General features: G+C 67.4%; 12 protein-coding genes. 4 read left to right on the top strand and 8 right to left on the bottom strand.

Annotated elements, in window-relative coordinates; all coding sequences use genetic code 11:
• Nucleotides 1-28: 28 nt before the first annotated feature.
• Complete coding sequence (locus ACK4FJ_RS13705; protein WP_409767259.1) at nt 29-898, bottom strand: SDR family oxidoreductase; 870 nt, start codon at nt 896-898, stop codon at nt 29-31.
• Nucleotides 899-919: 21 nt separating this feature from the next.
• The gene (locus tag ACK4FJ_RS13700) at nt 920-1558 is read right to left on the bottom strand and encodes a DsbA family protein (RefSeq protein ID WP_409767258.1); all 639 of its coding nucleotides are present in this window, start codon (nt 1556-1558) and stop codon (nt 920-922) included.
• Nucleotides 1559-1642: 84 nt separating this feature from the next.
• Here ACK4FJ_RS13700 and ACK4FJ_RS13695 point away from each other — a divergent pair, with 84 nt between their 5' ends.
• A complete protein-coding gene (locus ACK4FJ_RS13695; RefSeq protein ID WP_409767257.1) occupies nt 1643-2545 on the top strand; it encodes a LysR family transcriptional regulator in 903 nt (300 codons plus the stop codon).
• Nucleotides 2546-2640: 95 nt separating this feature from the next.
• On the opposite strand, the gene prfB is transcribed toward ACK4FJ_RS13695, so the two are convergent.
• The 3 genes from prfB to ACK4FJ_RS13680 all read right to left on the bottom strand — a co-directional run bounded on the left by prfB (nt 2641) and on the right by ACK4FJ_RS13680 (nt 6105).
• A protein-coding gene (gene prfB / locus ACK4FJ_RS13690) for a peptide chain release factor 2 (RefSeq protein WP_409767255.1) occupies nt 2641-3760 on the bottom strand; the annotation gives its coding sequence in 2 pieces (ribosomal slippage) (nt 2641-3690 and nt 3692-3760; 1119 coding nt in all).
• Between the two features lie 160 nt (nt 3761-3920).
• Nucleotides 3921-4685: a DsbA family protein gene (locus ACK4FJ_RS13685; protein ID WP_409767254.1), complete on the bottom strand. Its 765-nt coding sequence runs from the start codon at nt 4683-4685 to the stop codon at nt 3921-3923.
• 82 nt (nt 4686-4767) lie between these two features.
• The gene (locus ACK4FJ_RS13680) at nt 4768-6105 is read right to left on the bottom strand and encodes a M48 family metalloprotease (protein ID WP_409767253.1); all 1338 of its coding nucleotides are present in this window, start codon (nt 6103-6105) and stop codon (nt 4768-4770) included.
• 133 nt (nt 6106-6238) lie between these two features.
• On the opposite strand from ACK4FJ_RS13680, the gene ACK4FJ_RS13675 reads away from it, so the two are divergent.
• Together ACK4FJ_RS13675 and ACK4FJ_RS13670 are read left to right on the top strand one after the other, a co-directional pair.
• A complete protein-coding gene (locus tag ACK4FJ_RS13675; protein WP_409767252.1) occupies nt 6239-7708 on the top strand; it encodes a gamma-glutamyltransferase in 1470 nt (489 codons plus the stop codon).
• Between the two features lie 29 nt (nt 7709-7737).
• Nucleotides 7738-8895 (top strand): pyridoxal phosphate-dependent aminotransferase, encoded by a 1158-nt coding sequence (locus ACK4FJ_RS13670; RefSeq protein WP_409767251.1) that lies wholly within the window; start codon nt 7738-7740, stop codon nt 8893-8895.
• Between the two features lie 121 nt (nt 8896-9016).
• On the opposite strand, the gene ACK4FJ_RS13665 is transcribed toward ACK4FJ_RS13670, so the two are convergent.
• Both ACK4FJ_RS13665 and ACK4FJ_RS13660 read right to left on the bottom strand, forming a co-directional pair.
• A complete protein-coding gene (locus ACK4FJ_RS13665; RefSeq protein WP_409767250.1) occupies nt 9017-9484 on the bottom strand; it encodes a GNAT family N-acetyltransferase in 468 nt (155 codons plus the stop codon).
• A 20-nt stretch (nt 9485-9504) separates the two neighbouring features.
• Nucleotides 9505-12435, bottom strand: a complete 2931-nt coding sequence (locus ACK4FJ_RS13660; protein ID WP_409767249.1) for a ribonuclease E/G — start codon at nt 12433-12435, stop codon at nt 9505-9507.
• 512 nt (nt 12436-12947) lie between these two features.
• On the opposite strand from ACK4FJ_RS13660, the gene ACK4FJ_RS13655 reads away from it, so the two are divergent.
• A complete protein-coding gene (locus ACK4FJ_RS13655; protein ID WP_409767248.1) occupies nt 12948-14162 on the top strand; it encodes an N-acetylmuramoyl-L-alanine amidase in 1215 nt (404 codons plus the stop codon).
• A 9-nt stretch (nt 14163-14171) separates the two neighbouring features.
• Here the strand turns inward: ACK4FJ_RS13655 and ACK4FJ_RS13650 are convergent, their stop codons facing one another.
• Complete coding sequence (locus ACK4FJ_RS13650; protein ID WP_409767246.1) at nt 14172-14723, bottom strand: TlpA family protein disulfide reductase; 552 nt, start codon at nt 14721-14723, stop codon at nt 14172-14174.
• Nucleotides 14724-14743: the final 20 nt, after the last annotated feature.

The raw sequence follows: 14743 nt of genomic DNA, 5'->3' as shown, positions 1-14743 counted from the left end.
CGATAATAACGTGGTCCTTACGCCAGGTTTATGCCGCCGCCTGCAACGCCGCGCGCAACACTTGCTCGATGCCGAGCGGTTTCTGCCCGGTCAGCTTTTCCACTGTATCGGTCACCTTGGCCATGCGCCCCTGCTCCACTGCGGCCTGGGCACCGACCAGCGCTTCGACCAGAAAGGGCGGCATGCCGAGCTTCTCACGGAAAAAGCCGGCAAGCTGTTCCGGCGTGAGCGGCACCACCGGGATCGGCTTGCCGGCGATCTTCGACACGATGGCGGCAACATCCGGCGCACCGAGCGCTTCCGGGCCGGTCAGCTCGTAGACCTTGCCGTCATGGCCGGGCTCAGTCAGTACGGTAGCAGCCACACGGGCGATATCGGCGCGGGCGATCGAGCTGGTCTTTCCGGTCGGCGCCGCCGTGGCATAGGCCCCGTTGGCAATCGCGCCTTGGGCATTCATCACCAGCAGGTCGGCATAGGTGCTGGGGCGCAGGATGGTGAAGGCCAGGCCGCTGTCGCGCAGCGCCTGTTCGGTATCGGCATGGATCGCCGCAAAGGTGAAGGGCGAAGCCGGATCGTTGTCGAGATAGCTGGTATAGACGATGCGCTTCACGCCGGCGGCCTTAGCAGCGGCGATGGCATTGCGATGCTGGGCGATACGGGTGGCGTTGTCGGCATCGCCGGAAACCAGCATCAGCGTGGCAGCGCCGGCAAAAGCAGCGGCCAGCGTCTCCGGCTTGCCGTAATCCGCCTCGCGGACCGTCACGCCCCTGGCGGCCAGCGCGGCGGCTTTGTCCTTGTGCCGCACCGAGACGGCAACCTGCGCGGCTGGCACGCGCTGCAAGGTCTCGGCAAGAATCAGGCTGCCCAACTGGCCGGTGGCCGCGGTGATGACGATCATAACTGTCTCCCTGGTTTTCGATCAGGCCGCCTGCACCAGCAGGTTCAGCCGTTCATGGTCGCGATAGAGGAAATCCGATGGCACCTGACGTGGCGGGCCGCCTGCCGCATCATGCAGCAACAATGTGGGCACGCCGCGCGCACCCGTGGCATCCACCAGCATCTGGCCCTGCGCCGCCCATTGCCGGGCATGATGCAACTCCCCGGCATCGGCAAAGGCGGCGACGAAATCCGCCATCGGCAAGCCATGAACCTCGGCCAGCCCGGCCAGCACGGCCGGATCGGCGACATCGCGGCCATCGACATAACGGGCTTTCTGGATGTCGCGCAGCAGATCAATGCCGTGACCAGGGCGGCGACGCTCCAGGATCGACAATGCCAGCGTGGCCGGACCGGAATCGACCAACCCGCCGGGCTGCATCACCACACGGTCGAAATAGACAGCCGAGAATATGCGGCCCGTGAGATGGCCAATGCGCGTATCGGCCTGGCGGATATGATCGCGCATGCGCTCCAGCTGTATGGCCTGCTGCCAGGCGAACAGGCCGGTTGGCACCACGCGCACCGTCACGCCCGGCAGGCCGCGCAGCCGGTCCAGGCCGGCACCGGCACCGTAACACCAGCCGCAGAGCGGGTCGAACATATAGGTGAACTGGGTCATGGCGAGACTATGACGCGCGGCCCGCGCCGGATAAATCCGGCAAACAGGAATTGACTGTTCAGTTTTAATTGACAATCTATCGGCATGACCGACGTGAACCTGAACCGACTGGCCGTGTTTGCCGCCGTGGTCGAAACCGGCGCTTTCACCGCGGCGGCGCGCCAGCTCGGCCTGACCAAGGCGATGGTGAGCCAGCATGTCGCCCGGCTGGAGGCAGAGCTGGGCACCACCCTGCTGATCCGCACCACGCGCAAGGTGACGCCGACCGAGGCGGGGCAGGCCTTCCATGCCGATTGCCAGCGCATCCTGGCCGAGACCGAGGCGGCGCTGAGCCGGCTGCGGGTCAGCCGCGATGCCGTTGCCGGCCGCCTGCGCATCACCAGCGGCGCCGACAACGCGACCGCCCTGCTGGCACCCGCGCTGGCCAGCTTCATGCAGCGTCATCCGGCGCTGACCGTCTACCTGATCGTCAACGACCAGATCGTCGACCTGGTCGGCGAGCGGTTCGATCTGGCGATCCGTGCCGGCTGGCTGCGCGATTCACGTCTGCGCGCCGTGCGGCTGGGCGGCTTCCGTCAGGTGGCGGTCGCCTCACCCGACTATCTGCGCCGCCATGGCACGCCGCAGAACCCGGGCGATCTCGCCGCCCATCGCTGGGTGACGCTGACCTATCTGCCGGCGGCACAGGCACTGAAATTCACGCCGCGCCAGGGTCGCGGCCGCGCGCAGATCGCACGGGTGACAACAGCGCTGCAGACCAACAATACCGCGGCGATGCGCAGCTTCGTGCGCAGCGGCGGCGGCATTGCCGTCTTCCCCGATACCATGGTGCGCGAGGATCTGGCGAAGGGCCAGCTGGTCGAACTGCTGCCCGGCTACGCGATGCCCGAGGGCGGCATTTTCGCGGTCTATCCAGCGATGCGCCATGTGCCGCCGAAGACGCGGCTGTTCATCGATTTTCTGAAACAGCGGCTGGCGGCGCGCTGAACCCGAGCATCGAACGCGGCCTGCGGGCCAGGCCATGCAAAGACGTGGATGGCCGGGTCAAGCCCGGCCATGACGATTATAGAAGCGGAAAGGAATTACGCCGCGTCCTTGTCGCCGCCGCCGACCTTGGCCGCGAGCTGGGCGGCCATGAAGGCGTCAAGGTCGCCATCCAGCACGCCCTGGGTGTCGCTGGTTTCCAGCTCGGTGCGCAGGTCCTTCACCATCTGGTAGGGATGCAGGACATACGAGCGGATCTGGTGGCCCCAGCCGATATCGGTCTTGGCGTCGTTCAGCGCCTGCTGCTCGGCCTCGCGCTTCTGCAGCTCGCGCTCGTAGAGCCGCGCCTTCAGCATCTTCATCGCCTCGTCGCGGTTGCGATGCTGGCTCTTGTTGATCTGGCAGGCCACAGCGATGCCGGTCGGGATATGGGTGATACGCACGGCGGAGTCGGTCTTGTTGACGTGCTGGCCGCCGGCGCCCGAGGCACGGTAGGTATCGACGCGCAGGTCCTTGTCCAGCACCTCGATCTCGATGGTGTCGTCCACCACCGGATAGACACCCACGGAGGAGAAGCTGGTATGGCGACGCGCGTTGGAATCGTAGGGCGAGATGCGCACCAGCCGGTGCACGCCGCTTTCGTTCTTCAGCCAGCCATAGGCATTCGGGCCGATCACCTTGATGGTGGCCGACTTGATGCCGGCTTCCTCGCCTTCGCTCTCTTCCTGGAACTCGACCTTGTAGCCGTGCTTCTCGGCCCAGCGCACATACATGCGCAGCAGCATCGAGGCCCAGTCCTGGCTTTCGGTGCCGCCGGCGCCGGCATGCACTTCCAGGAAGGTGTCGTTCATGTCGGCTTCGCCCGACAGCAGGCTTTCCAGCCGCGCCTGGGCCACTTCCTTCGACAGGCCCATGATCACGGCCTCGGCCTCGTCGACCACGGCCTGATCACCCTCGGCCTCGCCGAGTTCGATCAGGTCGATACTGTCCTGCAGGGCCGATTCCAGCCGGCGCTGGGTGGAGACCGCGCGTTCCAGCTTGGTGCGTTCGCGCATCAGGGCCTGCGCCTCGGCAGGCTTGTTCCACAGGCTCGGATCTTCCGAGCGGGCGTTCAGTTCCTCGAGTTTCTTGACTGCGTTATCCCAGTCAAAGAGACCTCCTCAGCAGTCCGAGCGACTGCTGGATTTCATCGGCCATCGACCGAATTTCGGCGCGCATACTGTTTCCTTCATCAACTTTTGTCGGGCGGAAAGTAATAAGTCGTGGATGGCCGGGTCAAGCCCGGCCATGACGAAAAGGGCCGAAAACAGAGACGAAAAATAACCGTCATGCCCGGGTTTAGCCCGGGCATCCACGATTTTTCGTCAGCCCCGAAATCTCAACCCCGCGCGGCCTGGACCAGCTTGCGCATGGACTCCAGCGAAATCGCGCCGGGGATCAGTTCCTGGCCGATCACGAAGCCGGGCGTGCCGTTGATGCCCAGCTTTTCGGCCAGCGCGAGGTTGGCGCGGATCACCTGCTCCACCTTCGGCGCGCCCATATCAGCCTTCAGCTTCGTCACATCCAGCCCGCTGGCGGCGGCGATGCGGAACACTTCCGCCTCGGTGAGCTGGCCGCGGAAGCCCATCATGGCATTGTGGAAAGCGAGGTACTTGCCGCCCTTGTCCTGTTCCAGCGCGGCGATGGCGGCGCGCGAGGCCAGCACGCTGTCGGGCCCCAGCACCGGCAGTTCCTTCAGCACGACGCGCAGCTTCGGGTCTTCCTTGATCAGGGTCAGCACGCTCTGCTGCACCTGCTTGCAATAGCCGCAGCGGTAATCGAAGAACTCGACCAGCGTGACATCGCCCTTCGGATTGCCGGCGACGAAGGACACGCCATCGTCGAACAGCGCCTTGGCATTGGAGGTGAGCGTCTGGCGGCGGGCCTCTTCCTTCTTCACAAGCACATGGCTGGCTTCCTGCAGGATTTCGGGGTGGCGTACCAGCACTTCCAGGACTTCCGGATTGTCGACCAGCACGTCGCGCACGGCGGCCCGCTGCTCGGCCGGGAAAGCCGGAGCCTGCATCTGGGCCAACGCCTGTTTTGAGGCCGGGAATGCCAGCAGCAGGGCGAAGGCAACAGCGGAAAAACGGAACGGCGACATGGAAAAATCCTTTGGATGAAGCTGCCGGACTATGCGGCGGAGCCGGCAACGGGACAAGGCACAAGAGCGTGAGTAAAGAGGGTTACCGGCGCTGCTGCTGCTGGCGGCGCAGGTCCTTGGATGCGGCGATGATGTCCTGCGCGCGCAGCCAGCCGGGCGTGCCCTCCTTCAGCAGGCGCGAGGCGCGCTCGGCCTGGCCTTCGGCGTCGCGGGCGCTGCCGATCACCAGATAGCGCTCGGCCGAGGCCAGCGAGGCCATGCCGATGTCGTTCTTGCGGCCATAGGCGGTGGCGAGCTGCTGCCAGGCGGCGCCGCTGTCGGGTTCGCGCAAGGTCACCTGCCGCAGGATGCCGATGGCTTCGTCCAGCCGGCTATCGTCGTTCAACGCCACTAGGCGCTGGCCCACACCGAAGGCCAGCAGCGGTTCGTTCGGCGCCAGGCGATAGGCGTCCTGCGCCGGCGGCAGCGAGTCGGCGACGCGGCCCATGTTGAGCAGGATGTCGGCCTTCAGTTCATGGAAGAACGGGTCGTTGGGATAGTCGCGGATCAGGCTGTCAGTCTCGGCCAGGCTGCGCTGGAAATCCAGCGCGCGGAAATAGGCGAAGGCGCGGGCGTAACGGCCGTACAGCGAGGTGTCGCTTTCGGGATATTTGCGCAGGGTGACCGGCAGTCCTTCCAGATAGCCGACCAGTTTGGCCTGCATGCGTTTGAAACGCTCGATATTCTCCGGGCTGTCCTTGGCGTTGCGGAAGGGCGAACGCTGCTGGCGCGATTCCAGCGCAGCGACGCGTTCCGGCGTGAGCGGATGCGAGCGCACGTAAGGGTCCTGCCGTTCCAGCACCAGGGCCTCCTGGCCGCCGATGATGCGCAGGAACTCGATCAGGCCCGAGGCGGATTGCCCGGTCTGTTCCAGATAGGTCGCGCCGGCCTGGTCGGCGGCGGATTCCTGGCTGCGGGTGAAGGACAGGAAGCTGCGCTCGGCCACATGCTGGCCGCCAAGGATGGCCGCGGAGGCCGCCTCGCCCGACCCGGCCACGGCCGCCGCCGCGCCAAACAGCATGGACAGGATCATCGCGGTGGAGGCCGTGTCGATAGCGTCGGACATGCGGGCCAGGTGGCCGCCCGAGATATGGCCGATTTCGTGCGCCAGAACGCCGATCACCTGGGCCGGGCGGTCGGCCCGGATAAGCAGGCCGGTATTGACGAAGATGCGCTGGCCGCCGGCGACGAAGGCATTCAGGCTGCGGTCGTTGACCAGATGGACCGAGATGGCTTCGCTGGCCAGCCCGGCCGCCCCGAAGAGTGGCGCGGCATAGGCGCGGATGGTATTTTCGATCTCGGCGTCGCGCACAAGGGATGCGCCGCGACGCTGGGCCTCGGCGGCGGTCGGCAGAACCGCCCCGGCGGCCGTCAGCATCATACAGCCGACAGCGAATGAACGGCGGAGAGAACGGCGCATGGAAGACCAGCGTACGGCCATGGCGAAGTATTGTCCCAACCCCGGAATTCCGGGCCAAGCAAGACGGTTCATCCTAGGTAAGGGGCCATCCCACATGCGTCAATGCACCCTTCTCGCGATAGTAGCGGTTCTGGCCGCCGGTTGCTCGGGTTCCGAAAGCAAGGTCCAGGTCGGCCAGATCGACTACCTGAAGGGCTTCATCGGCGGCGTCGCGGCCGACGAGCCGCGTGCCGCCCTGGTGGCCCGCGACGTGCTTTCGGCCGGCGGATCGGCCGCCGATGCCGCCGCCGCCGCCGCACTGGCCTATGCCGTCACCTACCCCTCGGCCGGCGGCCTGGGCGCGGGCGGCGTCTGCGTGGTGGGCGACGGGCCGACCAAACGTACCGAAACCATCGAGTTTCCCATCGTCGCGCCGAAGAATGGCGGCAATGTGGCCGTGCCGCCGCTGGTGCGCGGCATCGGCCTGCTGCAGAGCCGCTTCGGCAAGCTGCGCTGGGAAGCGGTGGTGACGCCGGCCGAACAGCTGGCCCGCTTCGGCGAGCCGGCCAGCCGCGCCTTCGTGCAGGCCGCGGTGGAGACCATCCCGCCGGTGACCGCCAGGCCCACACTGGCCCCGCTATTCGGCACCCGCACCGGCATGGTTCCCCAGGAAGGCGAGCGCCGCGTGCAGTTCGCGCTGGCCGCCACGCTGGGCCGGCTGCGCACCGCCGGCCCGGGCGACCTGTATCAGGGCCATCTGGCCCAGGCGGTGCTGGCCGACAGCCGCGCCGCCGGCAGCGGCCTGACGGCCGAAGAGCTGCGCGGCTATGCCGCCACCATCGGCAAGCCGATCGAGGTGCCGTTCGAGAACAATGTCGTCTTCTATGCCTCGAACAACGCCGCCGGCGGCGCCGTCGCCGCCTGGCTGATCGAGCAGTCGCATGACGAGGCCGGCCTGATCGGCAGCGGCAGCATGAAGCCCGAGAAATTCGCCGCCGCGCTGGGCCAGGCCTATCGCGCCGAAGGCCCGCTCAACATGTATGGCTTCGGTTCGGCCAGCATCGCGGTGATCGACAGCAACGGCATGGCGGTGTCCTGCGCCTTCGGCATGGGCCCGGCCTATGGCAGCCGCATGGTCGGCCGCGAGACCGGCATCCTGTTCGGCGCCGCGCCGGGCATGCCCGGCGAGGAATCCGCCTACCTGACCGCCGTGGTGGGCATCAACAAACGCGTCGGCCAGGCCTATTACGCCGCCGGCGGCAGCGGCGGCGCGCCGGCCCCGGCCGCCGTGGCCTACAGCCTGCTGCAGGCCGGCTTCAGCAAGGCAAAGGAACCGGCCATCGCCGCGCTGGCGGCGCCGCGCCTGTTCCAGGCCAATCCGCAGGCGCCGCTGCAATACGAGCCGGGCGCCGATCCCGCTGCATTGGCCAGCGCGCGCAGCCGTGGCCTGAGCGTGGCCGAATTCGGCCGGCTTGGCCGCGTGAACCTGGCCTATTGCAGCAACGGCCTGCCGCGTTCGCCCGAGACCTGCAGCTTCGCCGCCGACCGGCGCGGCTACGGCCTCAGCCTCGGCCGCCAGTTCTGAGTTTTCCATCAAAGCTTCCGGAGTCCGTCATGTCGCCCCCTTCCCCGTCGCCGTCGCGTCGCGGCGCCATCGATCCCTTCTTCGTGATGGAGGTGATGAAGGCGGCCGCCGCGCGCGAGGCCGCCGGCGGCGACGTGATCCACATGGAAGTGGGCCAGCCCTCCACGCCGGCGCCGCGCAAGGCCATCGAGGCCGCCGTGGCGGCGGCGCAGCGCGAACCGCTGGGCTACACGCTGGCGCTCGGCATCCCGGAACTGCGCGCGGCGATCTCGGCCCATTACCGCAGCTATTACGGCCTGGACGTGCCGCCGGAGCGCATCGTCGTCACCACCGGCTCCTCGGCCGGTTTTCAGCTCGCCTTCCTTGCCGCCTTCGATGCCGGCGACACGGTGGCACTGGGCGAACCGGCCTATCCGGCCTATCGCAACATCCTGAAGGCCCTCGACCTCAATCCGGCGATGATCGTGACCGAGCCGGAGACGCGCTTCCAGCCGACGCCGCAGCTTATCAACGCGCAGGCGCCGCAGGCGAAAGGCGTGCTGGTGGCCAGCCCGGCCAACCCCACCGGCACCATGCTGGGCGATGCGGAAATGAAGGCGCTGATCGACGACTGCAAGGCGAAGGGCCGCTGGCTGATCGTCGACGAGATCTATCACGGCATCACCTATAACGGCCGCGCGCAGTCGGTGCTGGCGCTGACCGACCAGGCCATCGTGATCAACAGCTTCAGCAAATACTTCTCGATGACCGGCTGGCGGTTGGGCTGGATGGTGGTGCCGGAAAGCCTGCTGCGGCCCATCGAATGCCTGACGCAGAATTTCTACATCTCCGCGCCCGGCATCAGCCAGGTGGCCGGCGTGGCGGCGATGAGCGCCTATGACGAGCTGGAAGAAAACGTCGCGCGCTATGCCAAGAACCGCGAGATCCTGCTGAACGAACTGCCGCAGGCCGGCTTCGACAGGCTGGCGCCGGCCGATGGCGCCTTCTACATCTACGCCGATATCAGCCGCTTCACGAATGATGCGAACGACTTCTGCAAGCGCATGCTGGCCGAAACCGGCATCGCCGCCACACCCGGCTTCGATTTCGACCGCGGCCGCGGCCATTACTTCATGCGCTATTCCTTCGCCGGCAGCACCGACCGCATGATCGAAGCGGCGAAGCGGCTGAAGGGCTGGCGGAAATGACGGCATCGTAAAATGCCGTCATCCTCGGGCTTGGCCCGAGGATCCACGAGTTGCTTTAAAACATGAAAATGAAAACGTGGACCCTCGGGCCAAGCCCGAGGGTGACGCGATGTGGTGTGTCTTACGCCGTCGCCGCCAGCGACTTGGCCATATGCACCAGTTCACGGCCCTCGAAGGTTTCCAGGCCAGTCTCGGCATAGCCGAGATGGGCATAGAGCTCGCGGTTCTCGGTGAACTGGGCATTGGTGTAGAGGCGGATTTCGGTGAGGCCGCGCGTCCGCGCCTGCGCTTCGGCGAAATCGAGCAGGCGGCGGCCCAGCCCCGTGCCCTGCTGGGTCGGATCGACCGCAACGCTCCAGATCAGCAGATGATCGTCGGCCGACCGCAGCACCAGCGCGCCGGCCAGGCCATCCTCGACGCCATCCACCACCCAGACCTCGTAGGTCTGCAGCAGGGCAGCCGGTGTTTCCGTCATCGGCTGCGGCTCGGCGCCGATGCGCGGCACGTATTTCACATAGGCGCGCTTCTGCAGCGCGCCCAAGCGTGTCTCATCCGCCGCCGTGGCGCGGCGGATCCTCGCATCGTTCACCGGATCTCTCACCGGAAGACTCACCGGCGCCACCAGCCCTTCTTCGGGGCCGGCGCGTCGGCTTCGGCCTTCTCGGTCTTGCCATCGGTGCTGATCACCACGGTCTCGAAGACCGGACCGGTGGCGACCGGCGCAGACGCTGCCGGAGCAGCGGCGGCGGGCGCCGGAGTTGCCTCGGCGGCGGGTTCAGCAGCCGTCGCAGGTTCGGGAGCCGGCGTTGGAGTTGGGGCCGGTGCGGGCGCTTCCGTCTTCGGGGCCGGCGGGGCCGCGCGTGCGGGGGCCGGTTCCTCATCGTCGAATTCGTAACCCGGCAGGCCATCAAGCAGCGCGCCGATGGAGGCCGGCGTCATCGCAGGCGGCGCCATCTCGCGCGGGCGCGGTGCATCGACGCGGGGGGCATCCTGACGGGGCGCATCAGTGCGTGACGCGGCGTCCTGGTCCGCTGCCTCGCCTTCGGCCGGTGCGCCGCCTTCATCGCGACGGCGACGGCGACCACCGCGACGACCCCGACGACGGCGACGGCCATCGCCGCCATCCTCGTCGCGCGCTTCGGCGCCGGCATCATCACGGGCGGTCTCGTCCTGGCCATCGTCGCTGCCAGCCTCGTCGGCGGCGGCATCCGCGCCCTCATCCTCGCCGGCAGCGCCCTCGTCGGCATCATTTTCGCCTTCGGCGCCGGCCTCGCTGCCTTCGCCACGCGGTGCGTCCTTGCCGCCACGACGACGGCGACGACGACGGCGACGGCGGCGGCCATCGCCATCCTCCTCGGCCCCTTCGGCGCCGGGTGCGGGCATCTCCTCGCCCTCAGACTCATCGGCCGCCACGTCATCGGTTTCGGCATAGGCCGATTCCTGCGTGATCGGACGCGGCGCTTCATGGCGCGGCGCCAGATCGGGGCGATTCACCTCGCCCGGCTGGCGCGGCTTGTTGCGCTCGATGCGGAAATCGGGCGGCACCAGGGTGGCATCGGCGGCCAGGATCACGCGCATCACATAGCGGCGCTCGATCTCGCTCAGGCGTTCGCGCTTGTGGTTGAGCAGGTAGATCGCCACTTCCGCCGAGGTCGAGACGGTGATCTCGGCCGAACGGTCGCGGATGCCCTCCTCCTCGATGGCGCGCAGTACCTGCAGGGCGGTGGATTCCACCGACCGCACATAACCGCGGCCCTGGCAATGCGGGCAGGTCATGGTCGAGCTTTCGATCAGGCTCGGCCGCAGACGCTGGCGCGACATTTCCAGCAGGCCGAAGGCCGAGATGCGGCCGACCTGGATGCGCGCGCGGTCGTTGCGCAGGCATTCCTTCAGGCGCTGCTCGACCTTGCGGATGTTGCGGTTCTCCTCCATGTCGATGAAGTCGATGACCACAAGGCCGGCGAGATCGCGCAGGCGGAGCTGGCGGGCGATTTCCTCGGCCGCCTCAAGGTTGGTCTTGTAGGCGGTCTCCTCGATATTGTGTTCGCGGGTGGACTTGCCCGAGTTCACGTCGATGGAGACCAGCGCCTCGGTCGGGTTGATGACGATATAGCCGCCCGACTTGAGCTGTACGGTGGGCGAGAACATCGCATCGAGCTGCTGCTCGACCTGATAGCGGGTGAAGAGCGGGATCTTGTCCTGATACTGCTTCACGCGCTCGGCATGGCTCGGCATCAGCATGTGCATGAAGTCATGCGCGAAGCGATAGCCCTCCTCGCCCTCGACGATCACCTCGTCGATCTGGTCGGAGTAAAGGTCGCGGATCGAGCGCTTGATCAGCCCGGCCTCTTCATAGATCAGGGCCGGCGCCGAGGATTCCAGCGTGCGTTCGCGGATGCTGTCCCAGCTGCGCAGCAGGTATTCGAAATCGCGCTTGATCTCGGGCTTGGAGCGTTCCATGCCGGCGGTGCGCACGATCACGCCCATGCCGTCCTGGATGTCCAGCTCCGCCGTGATCGCCTTCAGGCGCTTGCGGTCGGCCTGAGACTGGATCTTGCGCGAAATGCCGCCGCCGCGCGCGGTGTTGGGCATCAGCACGCAATAGCGACCGGCCAGCGACAGATAGGTGGTGAGCGCGGCGCCCTTGTTGCCGCGTTCTTCCTTGACCACCTGCACCAGCATGATCTGCCGGCGCTTGATGACTTCCTGTATCTTGTAGCGGCGGAAGGCATTGGCACGGCGGCGGCGGCGGCCATCGCTGGTCTCGTCGTCGCTCTTGCCGTTTTCCTCGGCGCGCGCCTCGGCGGCCTCTTCCGCATGGCTTTCTTCGGACTGGCCTTCTTCGGACTGGCCGGATTCCGCCATGCCGGACTCAGCCAGGGCAGCTTCGCCATCGGCCACGTCGGGCGCGGCATCGTCGTTTTCGGCACGCGGCGCGGCTTCATCGGCCTCGACGGGCGCACTGATGCTCGGCACCGGGCTGGCGCTGGCCGGCACGTTCCAGTAGGCCGGCGCCGCGACATCACTGGCTGCCTCGACGGCATCGGCAATCGCCTCGCCCTGGGCGGCGGCTTCGGCGCCTTCTGTCGGAGTGTCCGGCTTGATCTCCTCGACGGTGTCGTAATCGCCGTCGACTGTCTCGATGCCGTGATCCTCGGCATGTTCGTCGCCATGGTCGCCGGCGGCCTTGGCGGCTGCGCGGGCTTCCTCGGCGGCCAGTTCGGCCTCCTCGGCGGCGGCGGCCTCGGCCTCTTCCTCGGCCTGCTGCGCCAGCAGGGCCTGCCGGTCGGCGATCGGGATCTGGTAATAGTCGGGATGGATTTCGCTGAAGGCCAGGAAGCCATGGCGGTTGCCGCCATATTCCACGAAAGCGGCCTGCAGCGAGGGCTCAACGCGGGTGACCCGCGCCAGGTAGATGTTGCCCTTGTTCACCTGTTTGGTGGAGGTCTCGTAATCGAATTCCTCGAGACGGGTCCCCTTCACCACCACAACCCGGGTTTCCTCCGGATGGGTGGCATCGATCAGCATACGCATGCCCATGAGGCACTATTCCTGCGGCGCGGCGCCGCCCGCGCGAATAACAAACGGCGGCGCGCCTTGGTTCTCGGGGCTGGCATCGGCCGGATCGGCCCGTCGCGAGACACCAGACCGGACGAACCGGCGGGCCTGCGGCGGTAATGATCCTGACGACCGAGAGGGGGGACTTCATCCGGGGAATAATGGTTCCACCGGGCGCGCCGCGCGCTGTCGGTCTGCCGAGCCCCCGCCGGATCGTCGACCCGGGCGGACGCCCCGAAGGTTCACTCCAAATCCGGGGTGTCTTGAGCGCAGCTTCCGAGGCCATCCGCTCCAGGCCGCCTCCTTTTAGGGCTGACAACTGGCTATCGCGGGCTGGCTCAGGGCCGATGCGCCGATCTTTCCGCTCTTCCGGCCGGCTAAATCCTTGACGGACAAGCTTTTGGGCGGAGGGTCCGATCTGACTCGGATATTCGCGATTGCATCGTACGCTTTGGCAGGGCATACCGACAAGGTCTTTCTTGCCGCGCCGCACGATGACCCCGGGGCTTTCGATCAAGCGACTGATTTTACTTGCAATTATTGCATTCCTGCTGCCGGCTGCGCTGCCCGTCGCCGCTGGGGCCGAACCGGCGCGAGTCACCCGCCTGCAACTGGGCCTGAATGCCGGCCTGACCCGCCTGGTGGTGGAGGCTTCCGAGCCGGTATCGGCCGAGCTTTCCGCCCAGGCCAACGGTCTGGGCCTGGTCCTGCTCCTGCCGGGCCTGCGCTGGGCCGCGCCGCCAGCCCAGCCCAATGCCGCCGGCCTGGTCGCCGGGCTGGGCCTGCCGGTGCGCCACGACGAACGCACCGAAATCGCCATCGACCTGATCGAGCCCGCCGTGGTGGAGCGCGCCTTCCGGCTGGAGCCGCAAAACGGACCGCTCGGCGCCAGCGGCCACCGGCTGGTGATCGACCTGCGCCCGGCCGATCCGCAGGCCTATGCCGAGGCCTTCGCCGCCTCCGTCATCCTGCCCCTGCCGAATGCGGTGGATATCGCGCCGCCGCCGGCTCATGCGGCCGACCGCCGGCATACCATCGTGCTGGACCCCGGCCATGGCGGGCAGGATCCTGGCGCGATCAGCGCCTCGGGCCGGCACGAGAAGGACATCACCCTGGCGGTGGCGCTGGCGATGGCCCAGCGCCTGCAGGCGACCGGACGCTACCGCGTGATCCTGACGCGCGACCGCGACCGCTTCGTGCGGCTGAACGACCGCGTGGCGCTGGCGCGCAAGCACGAGGCCGACCTGTTCCTCTCCATCCATGCCGACAGCCTGCGCGGCGACCGCGCCACCAGCGGCGCCACCGTCTATACCCGCGCCGACACCGCCACCGACCTGGAGGCCGAGGCGCTGGCCCTGCGCGAAAACCGCGCCGACCAGTTGGCCGACAGCGCGGCCGAACGCGACGTGGACGACGTGGTGTCGATCCTGCTCGACCTCGCCTCGCGCGACACGGCGCGGCTGTCGGGCCGCTTCGCCGGCCTGCTCACCGCGTCGATGAGCGATACCATCGCCCTGCGCCGCAACGCCCTGCGCGCGGCGAATTTCCGCGTGCTGTCGGCGCCCGACGTGCCCTCGGCGCTGCTGGAACTGGGTTACCTGTCCAATCCGGGCGACGAGGCGCTGCTGTTCTCGGAGTCCGGCCGCAACCGGCTTGCGGCGGCGGCGGTGGCCGCCATCGACCGCTTCTTCGGCATCGAAACCCGCTGACGACGCGCTTCAGGCGCGCGGCGGAATGACGGCGGCTGCCTCCAGCAGTTTGGGGCGGTAGTTCTGGGCCCGACCGCTGCCGACATGCCAGTAGTGGATGATGTTGCCGGCAGTGAGGATATAGACGGTCGGCGCGGCGAAGGCGGTGTTGCTGCCATTCACCAGCGGCACGCGGCTGCCGCGCGTGGGCGGATGCAGCACAGGAAATCGCAAACCCATATTGTTGTTGAGCCACTGCCGGGTGGTTTCCGGATGCTCGGCATAGGACATGACGGCAAAGGCGATGCGCGGATCGTGGCGCAATTCGCGCCAGACCTCGGCCAGCGCCGGCATGTCATTCCGGCAATGTATGCACCAGTAGCCGCCGATATAGAACAGCAGGGCGCGATCCGAGTAATCGCTGAGGCGCACGGTGGCGCCCTCGGCATTGTGCAACGCGATGTCGGGGATGCGATTGCCAACACGCCAGCCCTCGCCGCCCGGCTGCGTGGTCACGCAGCCCATCAGGCCACTCCCCAGGCCTGCCATACCGACCCCCAGAATGCCGCGCCGCGTGAACATCCTGTCCTCCGTTGCCGCAC

The organism is Ferrovibrio sp., assembly GCF_046297595.1.
Lineage (GTDB): Bacteria > Pseudomonadota > Alphaproteobacteria > Ferrovibrionales > Ferrovibrionaceae > Ferrovibrio.
The sequence above is the reverse complement of the archived record's forward strand: the minus strand, read 5'-3'. Positions and strand labels throughout refer to the sequence as shown.

Excerpts from the sequence above, each read along its gene's own strand:
- ACK4FJ_RS13705 (WP_409767259.1), bottom strand. The coding sequence starts at position 898 with ATGATCGTCATCACCGCGGCCACCGGCCAGTTGGGCAGCCTGATTCTT.
- ACK4FJ_RS13700 (WP_409767258.1), bottom strand. The coding sequence starts at position 1,558 with ATGACCCAGTTCACCTATATGTTCGACCCGCTCTGCGGCTGGTGTTAC.
- ACK4FJ_RS13695 (WP_409767257.1), top strand. The coding sequence starts at position 1,643 with ATGACCGACGTGAACCTGAACCGACTGGCCGTGTTTGCCGCCGTGGTC.
- ACK4FJ_RS13685 (WP_409767254.1), bottom strand. The coding sequence starts at position 4,685 with ATGTCGCCGTTCCGTTTTTCCGCTGTTGCCTTCGCCCTGCTGCTGGCA.
- ACK4FJ_RS13680 (WP_409767253.1), bottom strand. The coding sequence starts at position 6,105 with ATGATGCTGACGGCCGCCGGGGCGGTTCTGCCGACCGCCGCCGAGGCC.
- ACK4FJ_RS13675 (WP_409767252.1), top strand. The coding sequence starts at position 6,239 with ATGCGTCAATGCACCCTTCTCGCGATAGTAGCGGTTCTGGCCGCCGGT.
- ACK4FJ_RS13670 (WP_409767251.1), top strand. The coding sequence starts at position 7,738 with ATGTCGCCCCCTTCCCCGTCGCCGTCGCGTCGCGGCGCCATCGATCCC.
- ACK4FJ_RS13660 (WP_409767249.1), bottom strand. The coding sequence starts at position 12,435 with ATGGGCATGCGTATGCTGATCGATGCCACCCATCCGGAGGAAACCCGG.
- ACK4FJ_RS13655 (WP_409767248.1), top strand. The coding sequence starts at position 12,948 with ATGACCCCGGGGCTTTCGATCAAGCGACTGATTTTACTTGCAATTATT.
- ACK4FJ_RS13650 (WP_409767246.1), bottom strand. The coding sequence starts at position 14,723 with ATGTTCACGCGGCGCGGCATTCTGGGGGTCGGTATGGCAGGCCTGGGG.